Raw genomic sequence first — 17,840 nt, 5'->3', positions numbered from 1 at the left:
GCCTCAAAACAACAAACGGCGTCCACCCAACAGAGAGGATCTCATGCGTATTCCGACACGTTTTCTGGCCGCAGCATCGATCGCTGCCCTTTCGCTCTTTGCCGGTTCGGCCATGGCGCAGGAAAAGCTGATCATCGGCACCGAAGGCGCCTATCCGCCCTTCAACAACCTTGAAGCCGACGGCTCGCTGTCTGGTTTCGACATCGACATCGCCAAGGCGCTTTGCGAGGAGATGAAGGTCACCTGCGAATTCGTCACCCAGGATTGGGACGGCATCATTCCAGCCCTTCAGGCCAAGAAGTTCGACGCCATCATCGCATCCATGTCGATCACCCCGGAACGTCTGGAGAAGGTCGACTTCTCCAAGAAGTACTACAACACTCCGCCGGCCGTTGCCGTGCCGAAGGATTCGACCATCACCGACGTAGCCGGCCTCGCTGGCAAGACGATCGGCGCCCAGTCTTCGACCACGCATGCCAACTATGCGGAAAAGCATATGGCGTACAGCGAACTGAAGCTCTACCCGACCGCTGACGAATACAAGCTCGACCTCGAAGGCGGCCGCGTTGACGCCGTCGTCGACGATATCGTCGTTCTCTCGGAATGGCTGAAGACCGAAGCCGGCGCCTGCTGCAAGATCCTGACGCCGCTTCCGGTTGATGTCGAAATCAACGGCGATGGCGCTGGTATCGCCGTCCGCAAGGGCGAGACAGAGCTGGCCGACAAGTTCACCGCAGCGATCGCCGGCATCCGTGCCAATGGCAAGTACGAAGAAATCAACAAGAAGTATTTCGATTTCGACGTTTACGGCGAGTGATCCCGGGATAGACCGATAAAACCAAGTGGCGGAAGTCGAACACTTCCGCCATTTTGCATTTGAACTGCAACGACATGAAAAGGCGGGAAAAACCGCCAAGGGGGAATGGCATGGGCGGATTGTCTTCCGCGCTCGGCTCGATCTGGGAATGGATCAATTACACGTTCGATCCGCTCTGTGGTCCCGTCGGGCTCTTCCGGCTGTTGGCGACCGATACGCTTGTCGGATGCGGTGACACCGGCTGGGGCGACGAGATTGCCTTCGGCGTCAAGGTGACGATCTCGCTGGCACTTGCGACACTGCCCGTCGGTCTTGCCCTCGGCTTCCTTATTGCACTGGCGCGCCAATCGGGTGAATGGAGCCTACGGGCTGCGACCGGCGTCTACACGACCATCTTTCGCGGGCTGCCCGAACTCCTGACACTCTTCATCGTCTATTTCGGCTTCCAGATTCTCGTCCAGTCCGTCCTGACCTGGCTCGGGATCGACCAACGCGTCGAGATCAATGCCTTCGTGGCCGGCATGATCGCCCTCTCCGTCGTCTTCTCGTCCTATGCCTCGGAAGTTCTGCTGTCGGCGTTCCAGGCCATCCCGCGCGGTCAGTACGAGGCCGGTAGCGCGGTCGGCCTGTCGAGGCGCAAGACCATGTGGCTGATCATCGTGCCCCAGTTGATCCGCATCGCCCTCCCGGGCCTCAGCAATCTCTGGCTGGTGCTCCTGAAGGATACGGCGCTCGTCTCGGTCATCGGCCTGGCAGATATCGTGCGGCAGACCGGTGTGGCGGCGCGCGTGACCAAGGAAGCCTTCATGTTCTACGGGATCGCCTGCCTTCTCTATCTCGTGCTTGCCACAGTCTCCTCGATCGGCCTGAACGCCATCGCACGCTGGGCAAACCGCGCGGAGGCGAGCCGATGACCCACGCATTGGAGATGATCCCTGCCCGCCCGGCGCCACCGGTGAAGGCAAGCCGCATCAACCTGGCCCGCGTCGCCGGCTATGGAATCCTCACTCTCTGGGCTGTTCTCGGGCTCGCACTTGTCTTGTACCTCGCATCGAGCTGGGATCCGGCAAAGATCGAGCGCTATGGCTGGCGGTACCTGGACGGTCTCGCCACCACCCTGATGCTGACCTTCGGGTCGATCACGCTCGGCGCGCTCCTTTCTCTTCCCGTCACCTTCGCCCGCATGGCGCGGAACCCGATCCTGAACACGGTGGCCTACGCCTATGTCTATGTCTTCCGCAGCACGCCGATGCTGTTGCAGATCTTCCTGATCTATTATGGCCTCGGCTCATTCCGTCCGCAGATCGAAGCGATCGGCCTCTGGTGGTTCTTCCGCGAGGCCTGGTATTGCGCGCTGTTTGCCATGACGCTGAACACGGCAGCCTATCAGGCGGAAATCCTGCGCGGTGCGATCCAAAGCGTACCGCGTGGTCAGACGGAAGGTGCCAAGTCTCTTGGCCTGCCCACGTCGATTACCTTCTGGAAGATCATCCTGCCGCAGGCCCTGATCGTCGCCCTTCGCCCATATGGCAACGAGATCATCTTCATGATCAAGGGCTCGGCCGTCGTCGCAGTCGTCACCGTTCTCGATCTCATGGGCCAGACCCGTTATGCCTTCTCGCGCACCTTCGACTACCAGACCTATCTCTGGGCGGCGATCTTCTATCTCGCCATCGTCGAGGCGCTGCGCCACGCATGGGGTGCGATCGAGGCGCGCCTGACCCGCCACCTGAAACGCTGACCATCGGTTGGCGACCCCGTCTTGGGTCGCCAACCGCCTTCATTAGCACTTCCTTCACCAACCGATGTTTCCATCATGTCAGGGCCCGCGTCGGTCGCGGCCCCGGTCGGTCGCGGAAGCGATGACACCGCCCGCGTCGATCCGTCTTCCACGAGAACACGGGGAACGTCGGCACATGAACAGCGAAATGGAACTGATGCTGAAGGGTTACGGGCTGACAACCGCCCAGATCCTCTACCGCCTGCCCGATCATCCTTCCCTGCTGCAGACCTATATCTGGCAGCATTACGATCTGGCTCCGGACTTTCCGGAGATGCGCGGCTTCCTGCGCTTCTGGCAGGACAAGATCGAAGGCCCGCTCCACTCGGTGACCTATGTGCACAAGAGGATGATCGCGGCCAGCGAATGGCGTTCACTGAAAGGCGAGTTCATTCTGCACTGACATCAGACATGCACCTCGCCATGGGCAATTTCGCCATCTTTCGGCTCCCGGTATAGGATGGCGAGGAGCAGCGCGATATAGATGGCCCCGACCAGCGCCAGCACGATGCCGCCATGCAGCGGTCCAAGATGGGCGTTCTGGACGATTTGGGACAGGCTGCTGACGAACTCGGCGGGCACCTCGTTCTGTTGCAGCTTCGGGCTGGAGATTTTAAGCGCCCAGGCGAGAAGCAGAATGAGATACATCCAGATGTAGTTTCGCCGGATACGACGGAAGAGTGCTTCGCGGTACGCCATCAGGAAGACGGGCCGTCGAAGGCTGGCCGCGATCGCCGCCGCCCAATCGGGTTTCAATTCGGCCTGCGGGCAGAGCGCCTGGGAGAAATAGTGCCGCTCGAGCAGGCGGACCCGCGCCCGGTAGACATCGAAGAAGCGATAGCGGCGCGCCTCGATAAAGAGGAAGACCGAGACCAGAAGCATGGCGAACAGCACCACGCCATGATGCGACGACGGCGTTGACAGCGAAACGGACAAAAGGCCCGCCACGACCGTCATAGACCAGTTCGTCGTTCGGTCTATCCGGTCGCGCCAGCTCGTCATGCGACCGATCTCGCCCCGATAATAGTGGATGATCATGTTGGCCTTCTCGGCCGAACTCGCCGGCAAGGCCGGTGCGAGGCGCGCGGGCTCTGCGCTCTCCAGCGGCAGGATGTCGGACCTATCCTCAGACGTTTGTTCCATGCTTAGCTCCCTGATCAGGAAACACCAAGAGCCCCCGCAGTGTTCCGTTTGCATTGCCAAGCTCGGCCTGACCCGTTAGACGACCGGCAAAGGCCCGATGAGCGGCCGCGATAACAGGAGCCTTACATGGCCAAGATCGACGAAGAAGCCCTGGCAGAAGCCTATAACCGCGCACTCACCCTTGAGAAGGCAGGCGATATCGACGCAGCTGTCAAGGCCTATGAGGAAGTGCTGGCGATCGACCCCGATGACCACGGCGGCGCATCGGTCCGTATTGCTGCACTTGGCCGCGGCGAAGCCCCGCCCAAAGCACCCGACGCCTATGTCGAGACGCTCTTCGACCAGCACGCCGAAGCCTTCGAGGACATTCTCGTCGAACAGCTCGGCTACACCGTGCCGATGATGGTCCGCCAGCGCCTGCAGTCGCTCGGTCTCGGCCCGTTCAAGCGCCTTCTCGACCTCGGCTGTGGCACAGGCCTGACCGGCGGCGCGCTGCGCGACGTGGTGGACGACATGACCGGGATCGACATTTCCGAAAAGATGGTCGAGATCGCCCATGAAAAGGATCTCTACGAGACCCTCTATGTGGCCGAACTCGAGGATTTCCTCGAGGACAATGACGACGAACCCTTCGACCTCGTGACCGCAACCGACGTGCTGCCCTATCTCGGCGCCCTCGAACCGCTTTTCTTTGGCGCTGCCGAGAACATGAGCGACGGCGGGATCTTCGTCTTCTCGTCCGAAACGATGCCGGACGACATCATGGCCGGGAGGCCCTTCATGGTCGGCCCGCACCAGCGCTTCGTACATTCCGAGACCTATGTGCGTGAACGACTGGCCGCGACAGGCTTCGAAGTGGTCGAGATCACCGACATCAACGTACGCATGCAGGACGGCAACCCGTCGCCAGGGCATCTGGTCGTCGCGAAAAAGACCACAACCTAAACCCAAGGATGTATTTTCCACCCAAGGCTGCATGCGATTAGTAGCCAAGAAGCGCCCGATCCCTAGGCTTCCCCTGACAAAAAGGGGGAAGTCATGCAAACAGAAGTTGCCACTGCGCTTGGCGGGAGCGGGCCCGTCATCTGGACGCTTATCTTAGCGTTTGTAATCTCTCTGGTGACCGTCTTCGCCTTGATCTTCGGGCGATACGAGATCAGGTTGCGGCGTTTGCGCCTCATCCGGGACTACGTCAAAACCTTTCCGGTCGTCGATCAGGCTGAGGATGCGACGAGCCCCTCCTTCGAGTTTGTCCGGACCAAATATGCCGCCGATGTGAGAGGCAATGGAGAGAACGGTGACGCGAGTGCGCATCACACAGGACGATCTCCGGAAGACATCATCACCGAGATCAACGAGACGATCTCACAGACACGGTTTTTCCTCAATCGCGGTGACATGAGACTGCTCGTCGCGGCCCTTCCCTATTCGCTGGTCGTCTTTGCCGGGTTTACGCTGACCCTCTCAGGCTTTGGATGTCTTGCACCGACCGGGGACTGCCCAAGCATTCCGACCTTCAACCTCCTGACCGTCGGAGGAATGAATTTTGCGGCAGATACCGCTGCAACCGACCTCAGGCAGCTCGCCGAAAACGTCCTGACGGTCGCAGCGATTACATTTGTCGGCGCCTACCTGTCCTCTCTGCGCTATCTCATCCAGGCGCTCGCGGTCTTCGATCTGAACGGCTACACGATGATCCGACAGGCGGCGATGATCGTGATCTCGGTGCTTGCCTCGGCCGCACTCTATCGAGCCTTGCCGGATCTCAGTTCGGTCCAGGAGGTGATCAGCATCGAGAGAACCGCGCCCGTCACCGAGCTGTCCTCTCTCTGGATCTTGCTTGGCTTGGCCTTCGGCCTGCTGCCCGGCAGCGTGCTCCAGTTCATCCTCGTCAAGGTGGGGAGCCAGATCAACTGGATCAAGCAATCCGACAACCGCTTCATCGAGTGGACAAGGGTCGTGCCGCTCGACGCGATCGACGGCATCGATTTCTTCACGCGCTTCCGGTTGGAAGAATGCGGCATCTCAGATGTGCAATCGCTCGCCACCTACAATCCGATCATGCTGCACATCGAAACACCCTTCGGCATCTACCAGACGGTCGACTGGATCGCCCAGGCCCAACTGTGCTGCGTCGTCGGTCTCGATCGTTTTCTGCTGTTGCGCCAGTTCAACGTCCGCACGATCTTCGACCTAGAACGGGCCCTGAAACAGAACCGTAACAGCGACACCTCAACGGAAGAAAAGGCAATCGATGCCTTTGACCGCATCTATGCAGCAGTTCTTCTGGCCCCGACCGGGCCGATGAAGCACGTTCAGGAAACGAGTACGGCAAAATTCCTGATTCCCGGTGCAGACGGGCAGATCAAGGAAGTCGATGCGCGGGAATTCAGCATCTGGGCACTGACGACCATCAGTGAAACGCCGGAGATGTCCTCGCGGGCCATCGAGCATCTGATGGACTGGATCGGCGACGACCTCCATGTTCGCCGTCTACGGCGATTGTGGAACGAGATCTCAAGCCGTCTGGGCAAGATGAGCCTTGAACTGACCCCGGACGATGAGATCCGTCGGAAAGCGGCTGCCCCCGACACTGCCCAATAACAGTAGAAGGCCTTTCAAGGCCACGGAGCTTCGACTATGCATGTCTCATACCGCAAGGCAGGAGAGACGAAATGGCAAAGGTCGCATTCATCGGTTTGGGCGTGATGGGTTTTCCCATGGCAGGACACCTGAAGGTCAAGGGTGGCCACGAGGTAAAGGTCTATAACCGCACGACGGCCAAGGCCGAGGACTGGGTGGCGAAGTTCGGCGGCAGCCATGGCTTGACCCCGGCTGAGGCCGCAGAGGGCGCAGATTTCGTCTTCACCTGCGTTGGCAACGACGACGACCTGCGTTCGGTCACGTTGGGCGAAAACGGCGTGACTGCCGCCATGAAGCGGGGCGCGATCCTGATCGACAACACCACGGCCTCCGCCGAGGTCGCACGCGAACTCGCCGAAGCCACCGCGGCCAAAGGCTGCGGCTTCATCGACGCCCCGGTTTCGGGCGGCCAGGCAGGTGCTGAAAACGGTGTGCTCACCGTGATGTGCGGCGGCGAACCGGACACCTTCGAGGCCGCCAAGCCGATCATCGACTCCTTTGCCCGCATGGTCGGCCTGATGGGCCCCGCCGGCGCTGGCCAGTTGACCAAGATGGTCAACCAGATCTGCATTGCAGGCCTCGTCCAGGGCCTGGCCGAGGGCGTGCATTTCGGCAAGAAGGCCGGGCTCGACATCGAAAAGGTGATAGAGGTCATCTCCAAGGGGGCTGCCGGCTCCTGGCAGATGGAAAACCGCCACAAGACCATGAACCAGGGCAAATACGAATTCGGTTTTGCCGTCGACTGGATGCGCAAGGACCTCGACATCGTGCTCTCGGAAGCGCGCCGCAACGGTGCGAACCTGCCGGTCACGGCGCTCGTCGATCAGTTCTACGGCGAGGTGCAGAAACTCGGCGGCAACCGCTGGGACACATCTTCCCTGCTGGCCCGGCTCGAAACAAAATGATCGGCCCCTCCTCCACCGCAGCCGAGATCATCGCATACTTGCGCTCGATGCGGTCGGAGGAGAACATAGCCGGCTTGGCGCGCTACGGGATTGTCACCGAGGATGCCCTTGGCATCGGCAATCCCGCTTTGCGGCAGATGGCCAAGGTGATCGGCCCGAATCAGGCGCGCGCGAAAGACCTCTGGGCATCCGGCATACGAGAAGCGCGCCTGCTGGCGATCTGGACTTTCGTTCCGACGCTGCTGTCATCGGACGACATCCGGCGGCTCGCCGACGAATTCAACTCGTGGGAAATCGTCGACGCGGCGGCCGACCTGCTGACCGGGACGCCCGGCTGGCGCAAACTGGTTGAAGACTTCGCCGCCGACGACCGGGAGTTCATCCGCAGAAGCGCCTTCGCCATGATCGCGGGCGCGACTGTTCACAACCGGAATGAGCCGGACGCGACGTTCCTCGAATGGCTGCCATTGATTGAGCGGCACGCCACCGATCCCCGCAACTTCGTCAAGAAGGCTGTGAACTGGGCCTTGCGCAACACGGGCAAGCGCAGCCGCGCCTGCCACACGGGTGCGGTCCTTGTGGCTCAAAAACTGGCGGGAAAGAGCGATGCCACAGCCCGCTGGATCGGCAAGGATGCCTTGCGGGAAATGCGCGACCCCAAGCGGATCGCGAAGCTCAGGTAATCGCCACCGCGGTCTATTCTTCGCCGGCTTTATTATTGTCGAGGACCATGTAGTCGAGCGGCAACTCGGTCGTGTATTTGATCCGCTCCATGGCAAAGGCAGAGGACACGTCACGGATCTCGATCTTGGCGATCATGCGCTTGTAGAAGGCATCATAGGCCGCGATGTCAGGCACGACGACGCGCAGCAGATAGTCGACATCGCCACTCATGCGGTAGAACTCGACGACTTCCGGAAACTCGGACACCACCTCGGAGAACCGCTTCAGCCATTCGATCGAGTGACTGGACGTGCGGATCGAGACGAACACCGTTACCTTCGTGTTGACCTTGGCCGGATCGAGCAAGGCCACGCGCCGACGGATGACACCGTCCTCTTCCATCTTCTGGATGCGGCGCCAGCAAGGCGTCGTGGACAACCCGACCTTTTTGGCGAGATCGGCAACGGCCAGCGTCGAATCTTCCTGAAGAATACGGAGAATTTTGCGATCGAGGCGGTCCATGGCAAACCCTATAAAAACTGATTTTTCTTGATATAGCCGATTTGATAAAAATTATGGAAAATCATTTCAAGCTATCAACAAGGAAACCTCTCGTCGCAGCACCGGCAGCACCTCGGCCTCGAACCAGGGGTGACGTTTCAGCCAGGCCGTGTTTCGCCAGCTCGGATGGGGAAGGGGCAAGACGCGTGGCCCCTCGCGATTGGCGAGAAGGAAGTCCCGCCAATGGGTCACCGTCTCGGTCATGGTCTTGCGGCGCAGCCGTCCAAGATGCCAGGCCTGCGCATATTGCCCGATGGCGAGAATGAGCTCGACCCGCGGCATGGCATCCATCACCGTCTGTCGCCAATGCGGCGCACATTCCCGGCGCGGCGGCAGATCGTGTCCGTTCTCGTCATAGCCGGGAAAACAGAAGCCCATCGGCGCAATCGCCAGCTTGCTGCGATCATAGAAGGTGTCGCGATCAATGCCCAACCATTGGCGCAGGCGGTCACCGGAGGCGTCGTTGAAGGGGATGCCCGTCTCATGCACCCGAAGCCCCGGCGCCTGCCCGGCAATCAGCACCCGTGCTGTCGCCGAAAGCCAGGCGACCGGTCGCGGTTCATGCGGCATCCGCCGCTCGGGACCTCCGGCCGGACAATCGCGACAAATGCGACAGCGGGCGATTGCGCTCGACAAGGCGTCGATCGTCGGCGGCACGTCACCGCGGGGCATGCTCGGCAGCGAAGGATTGTCAGCGGCCATTCTCTCTTTCGTCCTCAAAACCAATGTGTCAGCCATCGCGGCGGTAACGCCTCGACCCAACCCGTGAGTTCCGCTTCATCGATCTGTCGCTGTCGTCGCCAGTCGGCTGGGCGCTCGAAATCGCCCCGCCAGATCCCCTCGCCTGCCCGTCGGGCCTCTGTCTCACTCGCAAGGTAACGTCCATCGGCAACGACAGACCCGGTCCGCACGAGTATCTCCCCGAGATCGTCGAGGCCCCGCTTGCAGACCACGAGCAACCGGCCGTAACGATCACGGCGTGTACCTGTGCATTCGAAGCCACGCCCGGACACGAGCGCAATCAGGGCACGGCGGGCCTCCTCGCCGCAGGCATAGGGTGCCCCATCCGCCGCCTTGCAAACCTGAGAAAGTTCGGGTGCATCGATCCCTTCGATGCGCAGCCGCTCGCCGTCTGCGATGAGCGTGTCGCCATCGATCACTGAGAACAAGCCGGAAAAGCGCAGCGCCTGTTCGTTCTCGAGCTTGGCGATGACAAGCAATGCGAGCGCCAGGATGGCGAGCCCTAGCACCAGGTCGCGCAGGCGCCGAACGTGTCTCGTCACATTTCCACCCACTTCAACAACAGATCCTTTTTACACATGGCAAACAAAACCTTCCAAGACAGGATCTTCTTAAGATTTCCCCGCTAGGGTTCACCAAGGCGCGGAAGACTGCAACGCAATGAGTAACGGCGTAGATACATCGGCGGACAAAAACGTTCTCGACCTGACGCGACACAATCGCAACAGGGCAACGACGCGCGCTGTCCGGACCACCCGCGAACGTCTTCAGACGGGCCCGGGCACCTCCCCGGCCTTCGATGCAGAGATCCTCGCGATGCATGTCGGCGCCTGCCTGCAGGGTGCGGCCGTCATCCCGATCACGATCCTACTGATCGCGACCTCCGGTGCCTATTTCACTGCGCAGCCGCATTTCATCATCTGGGGCCTCTTTGCGCTCACGATGCATGCAATCGGCATCCTGATCGTCAGGCGCGCATCCAAGACCGAAATCTCGCCGGAAAACCAGATCAGATGGCGTCGCATCCTGCTGGCCGCGCAGGCAGCCATGGGACTGTCCTGGGCGATCTTCGTCCTGCAGGACTGCGACACCTGCAACCCGACCGCCTTCACCTTCTACAAGGGTGCCGTGCTGCTGGTGGCCCTTTCCATTACGGCCATGGCCAGCATGCTTTTGCGTCAGGCCGTGCTGTTCGGCTTCCTGCCCACGGTGGCCGCGCTGACCGTCGTGTCGATCACCGGCCGGAATATCCTCGACATCGGCCTGACGGCGGTTTTCACCACGGCGCTGATCTTCTTCATCTACATCACCAACCGACTGCATCAGGCCAATCTCAAGCTTCTGTCCTTCCAGACGGAAAAGGACGACCTGATCGCCGAACTGGAAGTCGCCAAGTCCCTGTCCGATGAGGCAAGGCGTCGGGCCGAAGAGGCCAATATGGCAAAGTCGCGCTTCCTCGCCTCCATGTCCCACGAACTGCGCACCCCGCTCAACGCCATCCTCGGCTTTTCCGAGGTCATGGCGACGGAAGTGCTCGGGCCGCTGAACAACCCGCTTTACAAGGAATATGCTGGAGACATCCATCGCTCGGGAAGCCATCTGCTCGAACTGATCAACGAGATCCTCGACCTGTCGCGGATCGAGGCCGGCAAATACGAGCTGAGCGAAGAAAGCGTATCTCTCCTGGAGGTCGCCGAAGACTGCATCGGCATGATCCAACTGCGCGCCAAATCGAAGAACATCCGCATCGACCAGCAATTCGAAAAGGCACTGCCGTCACTCTGGGCCGACGAAAAGGCTTTGCGCCAGGTGATCCTAAACCTCTTGTCGAATGCGGTGAAATTCACGCCTCAGGGCGGCGAGATCATGGTCAAGGCCGGCTGGACCGCCGGCGGCGGACAATACATCTCGATCAAGGACAACGGCCCGGGCATTCCGGAAAACGAAATCCCCGTCGTCCTCTCCGCCTTCGGTCAGGGCTCGATTGCGATCAAGAGTGCCGAACAGGGCACGGGGCTCGGCCTGCCGATCGTCCAGGCAATCCTCGCCAAGCATGGCGGCGAATTCAAGTTGAAGTCGAAGCTCAGGGAAGGCACGGAAGTCATCGCCATCCTGCCATCGAGCCGCGTCCTCGAAAGCCTGCCGGCTGTCTCGGAAGTCAAAGCCATCGAACCGCGCCGCCGGCAATTCGCCTGATCAGGCGAGAAACAGCCGGCTGATCACGACGTAAGCAGCAAATGCGCCATTGGCCATGATCAGGCAGAAGACGGCGAAGGATCCGAGATCCTTGGCATTGCGGCCGACCGTCGAGATCTCCGGCGAGATGCGGTCGACGAGTTCTTCGATCGCGGTGTTGAGCGCCTCCACCGAAAACATCAGCATCATCAGAACGACGAAGCCGAGGAATTCAAAGAGGCTCGCACCGACGAGAACGAACACGACCAGACCGCCGACAAACGCCAGAAGCTCATGCCGGAAGGCCGCCTCCTGGATCAGACGTCGAAATCCCTGAGCCGAATACTGAGCGGCGGCAAAGAGATGCGCGATACCTGTCTTCTTCTTGATGACTTTAGAGGCGAGCGGCTCCGCATCGCCGGGCTTTGATGTGCGATCACTCATGCGACTTGTTGGATACCCCAGCCTGTTCGAAGGTTGCCATGCCGGAATGGCAGGCCGCCGCAGCCTTGACGATGCCGGCCGCGAGGGCGGCTCCAGTGCCTTCACCGAGCCGCATGCCAAGCGCCAGAAGCGGCGTCTTGCCGAGGCGTTCGATTGCACGCAGATGACCAGGCTCGCCCGAAACGTGGCCGATCAGGCAGTGATCCAGCGCGGAAGGATTGGCCGCCTTCAGGATCGAGGCAGCCGCCGTTGCGACATAGCCGTCGATCAGGACCGGGATCTTTTCCATACGGGCTGCGAGGATCGCACCGGCCATTGCGGCGATCTCGCGACCGCCGAGACGACGAAGGACTTCGAGCGGATCGGACAGATGCTCGCGGTGGAACTCGACCGCCTGCTTGACGGCGGCAACCTTGCGCGCCAAAACATCGCCTTCCGAGCCAGTGCCCGGACCGACCCAGTCCTCTGCCTCGCCGCCATAGAGCGCGAGATTGATCGCGGCCGCAATCGTCGTGTTGCCGATGCCCATTTCACCGATGCAAAGAAGATCGGTTCCGCCGGCAATCGCCTCCATGCCGAAGGCCATGGTCGCGGCGCAATCGCGCTCCGACAGTGCCGCTTCACAGGTGATGTCGCCGGTCGGATAGTCGAGCGCGAGGTCAAAGATCTTCAGGCCGAGATCATGCGTCACGCAGATCTGGTTGATGGCAGCGCCGCCGGCTGCAAAATTCTCGACCATCTGCTGGGTGACCGACGGCGGGAACGGCGTGATGCCATGCTTGGTAACCCCGTGATTGCCGGCGAAGATCGCGACCAGTGGACGATTGACCGCAGGCGCGCGACCACTCCAGGCGGCAAGCCACATGGCAATCTCTTCGAGCCGTCCAAGCGCGCCCGGCGGCTTGGTCAGTTGCTTGTCGCGTTCGCGCGCCGCCACGAGCGCCGCAGTGCTGGGTCCCGGCAGGTCACGCAACAGCGTGCGAAAATCGTCGAATGGCAGGCCGGTAACGCTCATGGGTCGGGCTTCCTTGTATTCTTCCAGCAAATCAGGCTTTGTGGCCTCTCTCTTAAAGACCGGACCCGCACCGCTCAACTCAAAAAAGCGACGCAGTCGGTCGAGGACAAAACGGAAAGGAACCATGCAGGTCGTCGAGAACCTAGTCACGGAAACGGCGCGTGCCATTTCCTTCCTCAGCCGCCTGTCGGTACCGGATCGCTTCTTTGCAGGCCATGACGGAAGCCTTAGCCGCACGGTCGCCGGATTCCCGCTGGCTGGCCTGATCATCGCCCTCCCCGCTGCCTCGATCATGGCACTCCTGTCGGCCTCCGGTGTCGACCCGGTGCTTGTGGCTCTGATAGGTATCGGGCTGCAGGTCATGCTGACCGGCGCCCTGCACGAGGACGGCCTGTCAGACACCGCGGACGGGCTCGGAGGTGGTCGCAGCCGCGAGAAGGCGCTGGCGATCATGAAGGATAGCCGCATTGGCACCTATGGTGCGCTGGCGCTGATCCTGTCGATCGCGCTCCGTGTCGCGGCGCTCGCGATCCTGATCGAAACCCTACCACCGCTTGCCATGGCCCTTGCCTGGCTGGCTGCAGCAAACCTCAGCCGAAGCCTGATGGTCTGGCACTGGTCCGCCCTGCCCTCGGCTCGGCCGGATGGCGTGGCTGGATCGGCCGGCGCCCCTGATCCGGAGGCGACGCGCATAGCCCTCTTTCTCGGTGGCGTATTGACGGCCGGCATCGGCCTCCTTGCCCTCCCGTTCCACGCGTGGTCTGCCGCCGGCCTGTTTGCGGCCGGCATCGTGGCGGCCTTCACGCGCCACTGCCGCAGGCGCATCGAGGGGCATACCGGCGACACGATCGGCGCCAGTCAACAACTCTGCGAGATCGCCTTCCTCGTGGCCCTTGCCATCATTCTCTGAGCGACCGATATAGGAGCGAAACCAAAGGGCTCGCGATGGAATCTCCCTGCATTATGATCTGTTCGATCGATGACAAGACCGGCTACTGCTTCGGATGCGGCCGAACGCGCGAAGAGATCGGCCTGTGGACGAGCTATACCGGCCTCGAGCGGCGATCGATCATGGCTGAACTGCCGGCGCGGCTCGAAAACGTCGAGCGCAAGCCCCGCCGCGAGACACGCCGCACGCGCCTGGTGCGTGAACGCGAGGGCGGCTGATGCGGTTTGTTATCGGCATCGCCATTCTCGCGATCGGCCTTGTCATTCTCGTGATGAACCACGATAGCGGCCAAAGCTTCGGCTTGGACAACGAAGCCTTCGGCCGCCTGGTCGTGGCGCTCCCAATCCTGCTGATGATCTCAGCCGGCATTCTGGTCGGCCGGCGCAATCTGGGCCAAAGCCTGCGCCAGATGGCGATCTGGGTACTGATCGCTCTCGTCCTCGTCACCGGCTATCTCTATCGCGGCGATTTTCGCAGCGTTGGCGAGCGCGTCTTGGCAGGCCTGATTCCGGGACGGGCGATTACAGTAACGACAGCCGATGGTTCCGCCGAAGTGATCCTGCACAAGGCGCTCGGTGGGCATTTCGAGACCACGGTCGAGATTGGAGCCGTCGCAGTACCCGTGCTGATCGACACCGGAGCGAGTTCCGTCGCACTGCGTTACGAGGACGCCATGCTGATGGGCATCGATCCCGGCGAGCTTAGCTTCACCCGCACGGTGCTTACCGCCAACGGCCGCGCCTCCGCAGCCCCCTTGCGCATTCCCGAAATGCGGCTCGGCCCGATCATCCGCACAAACGTGGATGCTGTCGTGCTCGAAGAAGGCCTGCTCGACCAGAGCCTTCTCGGCATGAGTTTTCTCTCGACCCTGAGTTCCATGCAGATGCAGACAGACGAACTCAGGCTGCGCGACTGAGGGAGCCGGTTCAGGGCCGGAGCTTGTAGCCCGTCCTGAAGATCCAGGCGAGAAAACCAAGGCACGCAGCGAGGAAGACAGCGATCATGCCGAGGCTGATGAGCGGATGCACATCCGACACCTCGAAGAAGCTCCAGCGGAAACCGCTCACCAGATAGAGCACCGGATTGAGATGGCTCACCGCCTGCCAGAACGGCGGCAGCATGTCGATCGAGTAGAAGGTGCCGCCCAGGAAGGTGAGCGGCGGCACGACCAGCGACGGCACGAGGCTCAACTGCTCGAAATTCTTCGCCAGAATGCCGATGATGAAGCCGGCGAGGCTGAATGTGATCGATGTGAGCACCATGAAAAACAGCATGAGCGCGGGATGTTCGATCTGCAGATCGACGAAGAACATCGCCGTTGCCAAGATGATCAGCCCAATCATCATGCCCTTCGTGGCAGCAGCTCCGACATAGCCGATCAGGATCTCCGTCATCGCCACCGGCGCCGAGAGGATTTCATAAATCGTGCCGGTGAACTTCGGGAAATAGATGCCCGCCGAACCATTCGAGACGCATTGGGTGATCAGCGCCAGCATGATCAGACCGGGCGTGATGAAGGCGCCATAGGAGACACCGCCGATCTCTTCCATGCGCGAGCCAACGGCTGCCCCGAAGACGATGAAATAGAGCGCTGTGGACAGGACGGGCGAGATCACGCTCTGCAGCAGTGTGCGGCGCATCCGTGCCATCTCGTAGACATAGATGGACTTGATCGCTTCGATGTTCATGCAGCCTCTCCGATCAGCGAGACGAAAATGTCCTCCAGAGACGTCTGGCGCGTGGAGACATCGCTAAATTTCAGGCCGGCGGCATCGATCGCAGCCAGAAGCCGGGCAATCTCACCGTCTTCGCTTCCAAGTTCATAGTCGTAGACGAGTTCGCGTCCGTCTTCGCCGAGTGAGAGCGAATAGCCGGCGAGGTCTGCCGGTATCGCCTGGATGGGTTCGGTGAGCACGATGGTCAATTGCTTGCGCCCGAGCTTGCGCATCAGCGCATTCTTCTCCTCGACCAGCAGCAGCTTGCCACGATTGATGACGCCCACACGGTCGGCGATGCCCTGCGCCTCCTCGATGTAGTGGGTGGTGAGGATGATGGTCACGCCGGTCTTGCGCAGGCGCTCGACGAGCTGCCACATGTCCTTGCGCAGCGCCACGTCGACGCCGGCGGTGGGCTCGTCGAGGAAGAGGATGCGCGGCTGGTGCGACAGCGCCTTGGCGATCAACACCCGCCGCTTCATGCCACCCGACAATTCGCGAAGCGCATTGTTGCGTTTCTCGTAGAGGCTGAGATCCCTAAGGATCTGGTCGATATAGGCGGGATCGGGCTTCTTGCCGTGCAGGCCCCGCGAGAAACTGACTGTGTTGAACACCGTCTCGAACATGTCGGTCGTCAGTTCCTGCGGCACCAGACCGATCTCGGCCCGGGTCTTGCGAAAGTCCTTGACCACGTCATGACCGGAGACCGTCACCTGCCCGCCACTGGGATTGGTCATGCCGCAGATGATCGAGATCAGCGTCGTCTTGCCGGCGCCGTTGGGACCGAGAAGTGCGAGGATCTCGCCTTCTTCAATGTCGAAACTGACGCTGTCGAGCGCCTTGAAACCGTTGGAATAGGTCTTGGAGAGAGAATTGATAGAAATAATGGGAGGCATTTGACTCTCCGGGCTGCGGATGGTCGCACACATATGGGCATGCGCCCGCAGCACGACCAGAGCGCAATGGAATTCAGGTCAGGAAAGCATGGTCTCGGAATAGACACGGTTCCGGCCGTAGCTCTTCGCGAGGTAAAGCAACTGGTCGGCCGCTGCGAGATAATTGCTGAAACTCTCCCGTCCGGCGATTTCCGCAAGCCCGATCGAGATGGTCACGTTGATATCCTGGTCGTCGAGTGCCACTCGCAGGCTCTCGATCTCGCGCCGCAATGTCTCGCAGAGCGCTGATCCCTTTTCGACATCGAGGCCCAGCATCAAGACACTGAACTCCTCGCCACCAAGCCGGGCCATGAGGTGACCGCTGCCGTCGAGCCGGCGCGCGAGCTTGGCACCGACCGCCTGCAGAACCCGGTCGCCGATTTCATGGCCATAGGTGTCGTTGAGCTTCTTGAAATGATCAATGTCGAGCATGGCGATGCAGCATGGCTCGCGCCGCTCGAGACGTCCTGCCACTTGCGCCGGCCCCTCGTCGAAAAAGAAGCGACGATTAGGAAGACCTGTCAGATAATCGCTGAACGCGGCCACGCGGAGCTGCCTGAGCTGCGCAAGCGTTTCGATATTGTGCTGGATACGGCACTGCAACTCCTCGATGACATAGGGACGATAGACAAAGTCATTCGCGCCGGCCTTCAGGAAGCTTGCCGACAAGAGGCGGTCGGCGGACGAGGAAATGCCGATGATCCTCAGACGGTCGCTATTGTGGTCGCGACGGATTCGTCGCGTCAGTTCATAGCCGTCCATGTCAGGCATGTTGTAATCGGTAATCACGAGCTCGATATGCGGCTGGCGCGTCAGGATATCCATGGCCTGATATCCGGTCGACGCCTCGTAGACCTGGAACTTCTGCACACGCAGGAGATCGGCCAGCATGGCCCGGGCCGAAGGCAGGTCGTCGACGACGAGCACGCCGACCTGTCGATTGCCAAGGAGGCGCAAGACCGACGAGACGACGAGGTCGATCGCGCCTTCATTGTTCTTGACGTGGTAATCGGCGACGCCTTTCTGCAGCAGACGCTCGCGCAGGTCACGATTGAAGTCGGCAGTGAACACGACCGCCGGAATTCCTTGAGCGATCACGGCATCAAGAATTTCGCCGTCCGATGCACCGGGCAGGTTCAAATCGACGACTGCGACGTCGAACTTCTCACCGCCGCGCACCACGTTGCGAAAGACGTCTGCCGAGGCGCATTGGGTCACCTGGCAGAAGAAGTCGTTTTCCAATCGGTGACGCATCACCTGGGAGACCGCGCGGGAATCCTCGATGATCAGGACTCGGCCCTGCTCCGCGCGTTTTGAACCCACGACAGCGGGCTTGGTGTCAAACTGCTCAGAA

At 60.9% G+C, this 17,840-nt stretch carries 21 protein-coding genes; 12 read left to right on the top strand and 9 right to left on the bottom strand.

Translation table 11 applies throughout. From position 1 onward, the window contains the following. Positions 1–43: 43 nt before the first annotated feature. The 4 genes from BSY240_RS01605 (at position 44) to BSY240_RS01590 (ending at position 3,000) form a co-directional block, all read left to right on the top strand. Positions 44–817 carry an ABC transporter substrate-binding protein gene (locus tag BSY240_RS01605; protein ID WP_069041196.1) on the top strand — a complete coding sequence of 258 codons (774 nt, stop codon included), beginning with the start codon at positions 44–46 and terminating at the stop codon, positions 815–817. 110 nt (positions 818–927) lie between these two features. After that, positions 928–1,731 carry an ABC transporter permease gene (locus tag BSY240_RS01600; RefSeq protein ID WP_069041195.1) on the top strand — a complete coding sequence of 268 codons (804 nt, stop codon included), beginning with the start codon at positions 928–930 and terminating at the stop codon, positions 1,729–1,731. Beyond that, entirely contained in the window at positions 1,728–2,558 is an 831-nt protein-coding gene (locus BSY240_RS01595; RefSeq protein WP_069041194.1) for an ABC transporter permease, read from the top strand. The genes BSY240_RS01600 and BSY240_RS01595 overlap by 4 nt, the downstream gene beginning before the upstream one ends. 175 nt (positions 2,559–2,733) lie before the next feature. Continuing rightward, positions 2,734–3,000 carry an usg protein gene (locus BSY240_RS01590; protein ID WP_054151049.1) on the top strand — a complete coding sequence of 89 codons (267 nt, stop codon included), beginning with the start codon at positions 2,734–2,736 and terminating at the stop codon, positions 2,998–3,000. Positions 3,001–3,002: 2 nt separating this feature from the next. On the opposite strand, the gene BSY240_RS01585 is transcribed toward BSY240_RS01590, so the two are convergent. After that, positions 3,003–3,740: a DUF2270 domain-containing protein gene (locus tag BSY240_RS01585; RefSeq protein ID WP_069041193.1), complete on the bottom strand. Its 738-nt coding sequence runs from the start codon at positions 3,738–3,740 to the stop codon at positions 3,003–3,005. A 126-nt stretch (positions 3,741–3,866) separates the two neighbouring features. On the opposite strand from BSY240_RS01585, the gene BSY240_RS01580 reads away from it, so the two are divergent. The 4 genes from BSY240_RS01580 to BSY240_RS01565 all read left to right on the top strand — a co-directional run bounded on the left by BSY240_RS01580 (position 3,867) and on the right by BSY240_RS01565 (position 7,971). Next, a complete protein-coding gene (locus BSY240_RS01580) occupies positions 3,867–4,685 on the top strand; it encodes a class I SAM-dependent DNA methyltransferase (protein WP_069041192.1) in 819 nt (272 codons plus the stop codon). A gap of 93 nt (positions 4,686–4,778) precedes the next feature. Further along, positions 4,779–6,344 (top strand): hypothetical protein, encoded by a 1,566-nt coding sequence (locus BSY240_RS01575; protein ID WP_069041191.1) that lies wholly within the window; start codon positions 4,779–4,781, stop codon positions 6,342–6,344. A gap of 71 nt (positions 6,345–6,415) precedes the next feature. After that, entirely contained in the window at positions 6,416–7,288 is an 873-nt protein-coding gene (locus BSY240_RS01570) for an NAD(P)-dependent oxidoreductase (protein ID WP_069041190.1), read from the top strand. After that, positions 7,285–7,971, top strand: coding sequence for a DNA alkylation repair protein (locus BSY240_RS01565; RefSeq protein WP_069041189.1), 687 nt, complete (start codon positions 7,285–7,287; stop codon positions 7,969–7,971). Before BSY240_RS01570 ends, BSY240_RS01565 begins: the two co-directional genes overlap by 4 nt. Before the next feature lie 13 nt (positions 7,972–7,984). Here the strand turns inward: BSY240_RS01565 and BSY240_RS01560 are convergent, their stop codons facing one another. From BSY240_RS01560 to BSY240_RS01550, 3 genes are all read right to left on the bottom strand, one after another. Next, positions 7,985–8,473: an Lrp/AsnC family transcriptional regulator gene (locus BSY240_RS01560; RefSeq protein WP_054151055.1), complete on the bottom strand. Its 489-nt coding sequence runs from the start codon at positions 8,471–8,473 to the stop codon at positions 7,985–7,987. A gap of 66 nt (positions 8,474–8,539) precedes the next feature. Then, positions 8,540–9,184 carry a uracil-DNA glycosylase family protein gene (locus BSY240_RS01555; RefSeq protein ID WP_069043780.1) on the bottom strand — a complete coding sequence of 215 codons (645 nt, stop codon included), beginning with the start codon at positions 9,182–9,184 and terminating at the stop codon, positions 8,540–8,542. Positions 9,185–9,228: 44 nt separating this feature from the next. Continuing rightward, positions 9,229–9,795: a thermonuclease family protein gene (locus BSY240_RS01550; RefSeq protein WP_069043779.1), complete on the bottom strand. Its 567-nt coding sequence runs from the start codon at positions 9,793–9,795 to the stop codon at positions 9,229–9,231. Positions 9,796–9,913: 118 nt separating this feature from the next. On the opposite strand from BSY240_RS01550, the gene BSY240_RS01545 reads away from it, so the two are divergent. Next, positions 9,914–11,449 carry a sensor histidine kinase gene (locus tag BSY240_RS01545; protein ID WP_069041188.1) on the top strand — a complete coding sequence of 512 codons (1,536 nt, stop codon included), beginning with the start codon at positions 9,914–9,916 and terminating at the stop codon, positions 11,447–11,449. Here BSY240_RS01545 and BSY240_RS01540 read toward each other — a convergent pair whose 3' ends face one another. Both BSY240_RS01540 and cobT read right to left on the bottom strand, forming a co-directional pair. Further along, a complete protein-coding gene (locus tag BSY240_RS01540; protein ID WP_054151058.1) occupies positions 11,450–11,872 on the bottom strand; it encodes a diacylglycerol kinase in 423 nt (140 codons plus the stop codon). After that, a complete protein-coding gene (gene cobT, locus BSY240_RS01535) occupies positions 11,865–12,887 on the bottom strand; it encodes a nicotinate-nucleotide--dimethylbenzimidazole phosphoribosyltransferase (protein ID WP_069041187.1) in 1,023 nt (340 codons plus the stop codon). Before cobT ends, BSY240_RS01540 begins: the two co-directional genes overlap by 8 nt. Positions 12,888–13,011: 124 nt before the next feature. Here cobT and BSY240_RS01530 point away from each other — a divergent pair, with 124 nt between their 5' ends. Genes BSY240_RS01530 through BSY240_RS01520 form a run of 3 tightly spaced genes read left to right on the top strand, consistent with a single transcriptional unit; the run spans position 13,012 to position 14,752 of the window. Next, positions 13,012–13,797 (top strand): adenosylcobinamide-GDP ribazoletransferase, encoded by a 786-nt coding sequence (locus tag BSY240_RS01530; RefSeq protein ID WP_069041186.1) that lies wholly within the window; start codon positions 13,012–13,014, stop codon positions 13,795–13,797. 35 nt (positions 13,798–13,832) lie between these two features. Next, positions 13,833–14,054, top strand: a complete 222-nt coding sequence (locus tag BSY240_RS01525; protein WP_069041185.1) for a DUF1289 domain-containing protein — start codon at positions 13,833–13,835, stop codon at positions 14,052–14,054. Beyond that, positions 14,051–14,752 (top strand): TIGR02281 family clan AA aspartic protease, encoded by a 702-nt coding sequence (locus BSY240_RS01520; protein WP_069041184.1) that lies wholly within the window; start codon positions 14,051–14,053, stop codon positions 14,750–14,752. The genes BSY240_RS01525 and BSY240_RS01520 overlap by 4 nt, the downstream gene beginning before the upstream one ends. 10 nt (positions 14,753–14,762) lie before the next feature. Here the strand turns inward: BSY240_RS01520 and BSY240_RS01515 are convergent, their stop codons facing one another. From BSY240_RS01515 to BSY240_RS01505, 3 genes are all read right to left on the bottom strand, one after another. Further along, on the bottom strand, positions 14,763–15,524 hold the full coding sequence (locus BSY240_RS01515; RefSeq protein WP_069041183.1) for an ABC transporter permease: 762 nt from the start codon (positions 15,522–15,524) through the stop codon (positions 14,763–14,765). After that, positions 15,521–16,447: an ABC transporter ATP-binding protein gene (locus tag BSY240_RS01510; RefSeq protein WP_069041182.1), complete on the bottom strand. Its 927-nt coding sequence runs from the start codon at positions 16,445–16,447 to the stop codon at positions 15,521–15,523. Before BSY240_RS01510 ends, BSY240_RS01515 begins: the two co-directional genes overlap by 4 nt. A 78-nt stretch (positions 16,448–16,525) precedes the next feature. Further along, on the bottom strand, positions 16,526–17,740 hold the full coding sequence (locus tag BSY240_RS01505; protein WP_442856006.1) for a diguanylate cyclase: 1,215 nt from the start codon (positions 17,738–17,740) through the stop codon (positions 16,526–16,528). Between the last annotated feature and the right edge of the window lie 100 nt (positions 17,741–17,840).

This window comes from Agrobacterium sp. RAC06, assembly GCF_001713475.1.
In the GTDB taxonomy this organism is placed as follows: Bacteria; Pseudomonadota; Alphaproteobacteria; order Rhizobiales; family Rhizobiaceae; genus Allorhizobium.
Note: the sequence above shows the minus strand (reverse complement) of the source record. Positions and strands in the feature narration are given on the sequence as shown.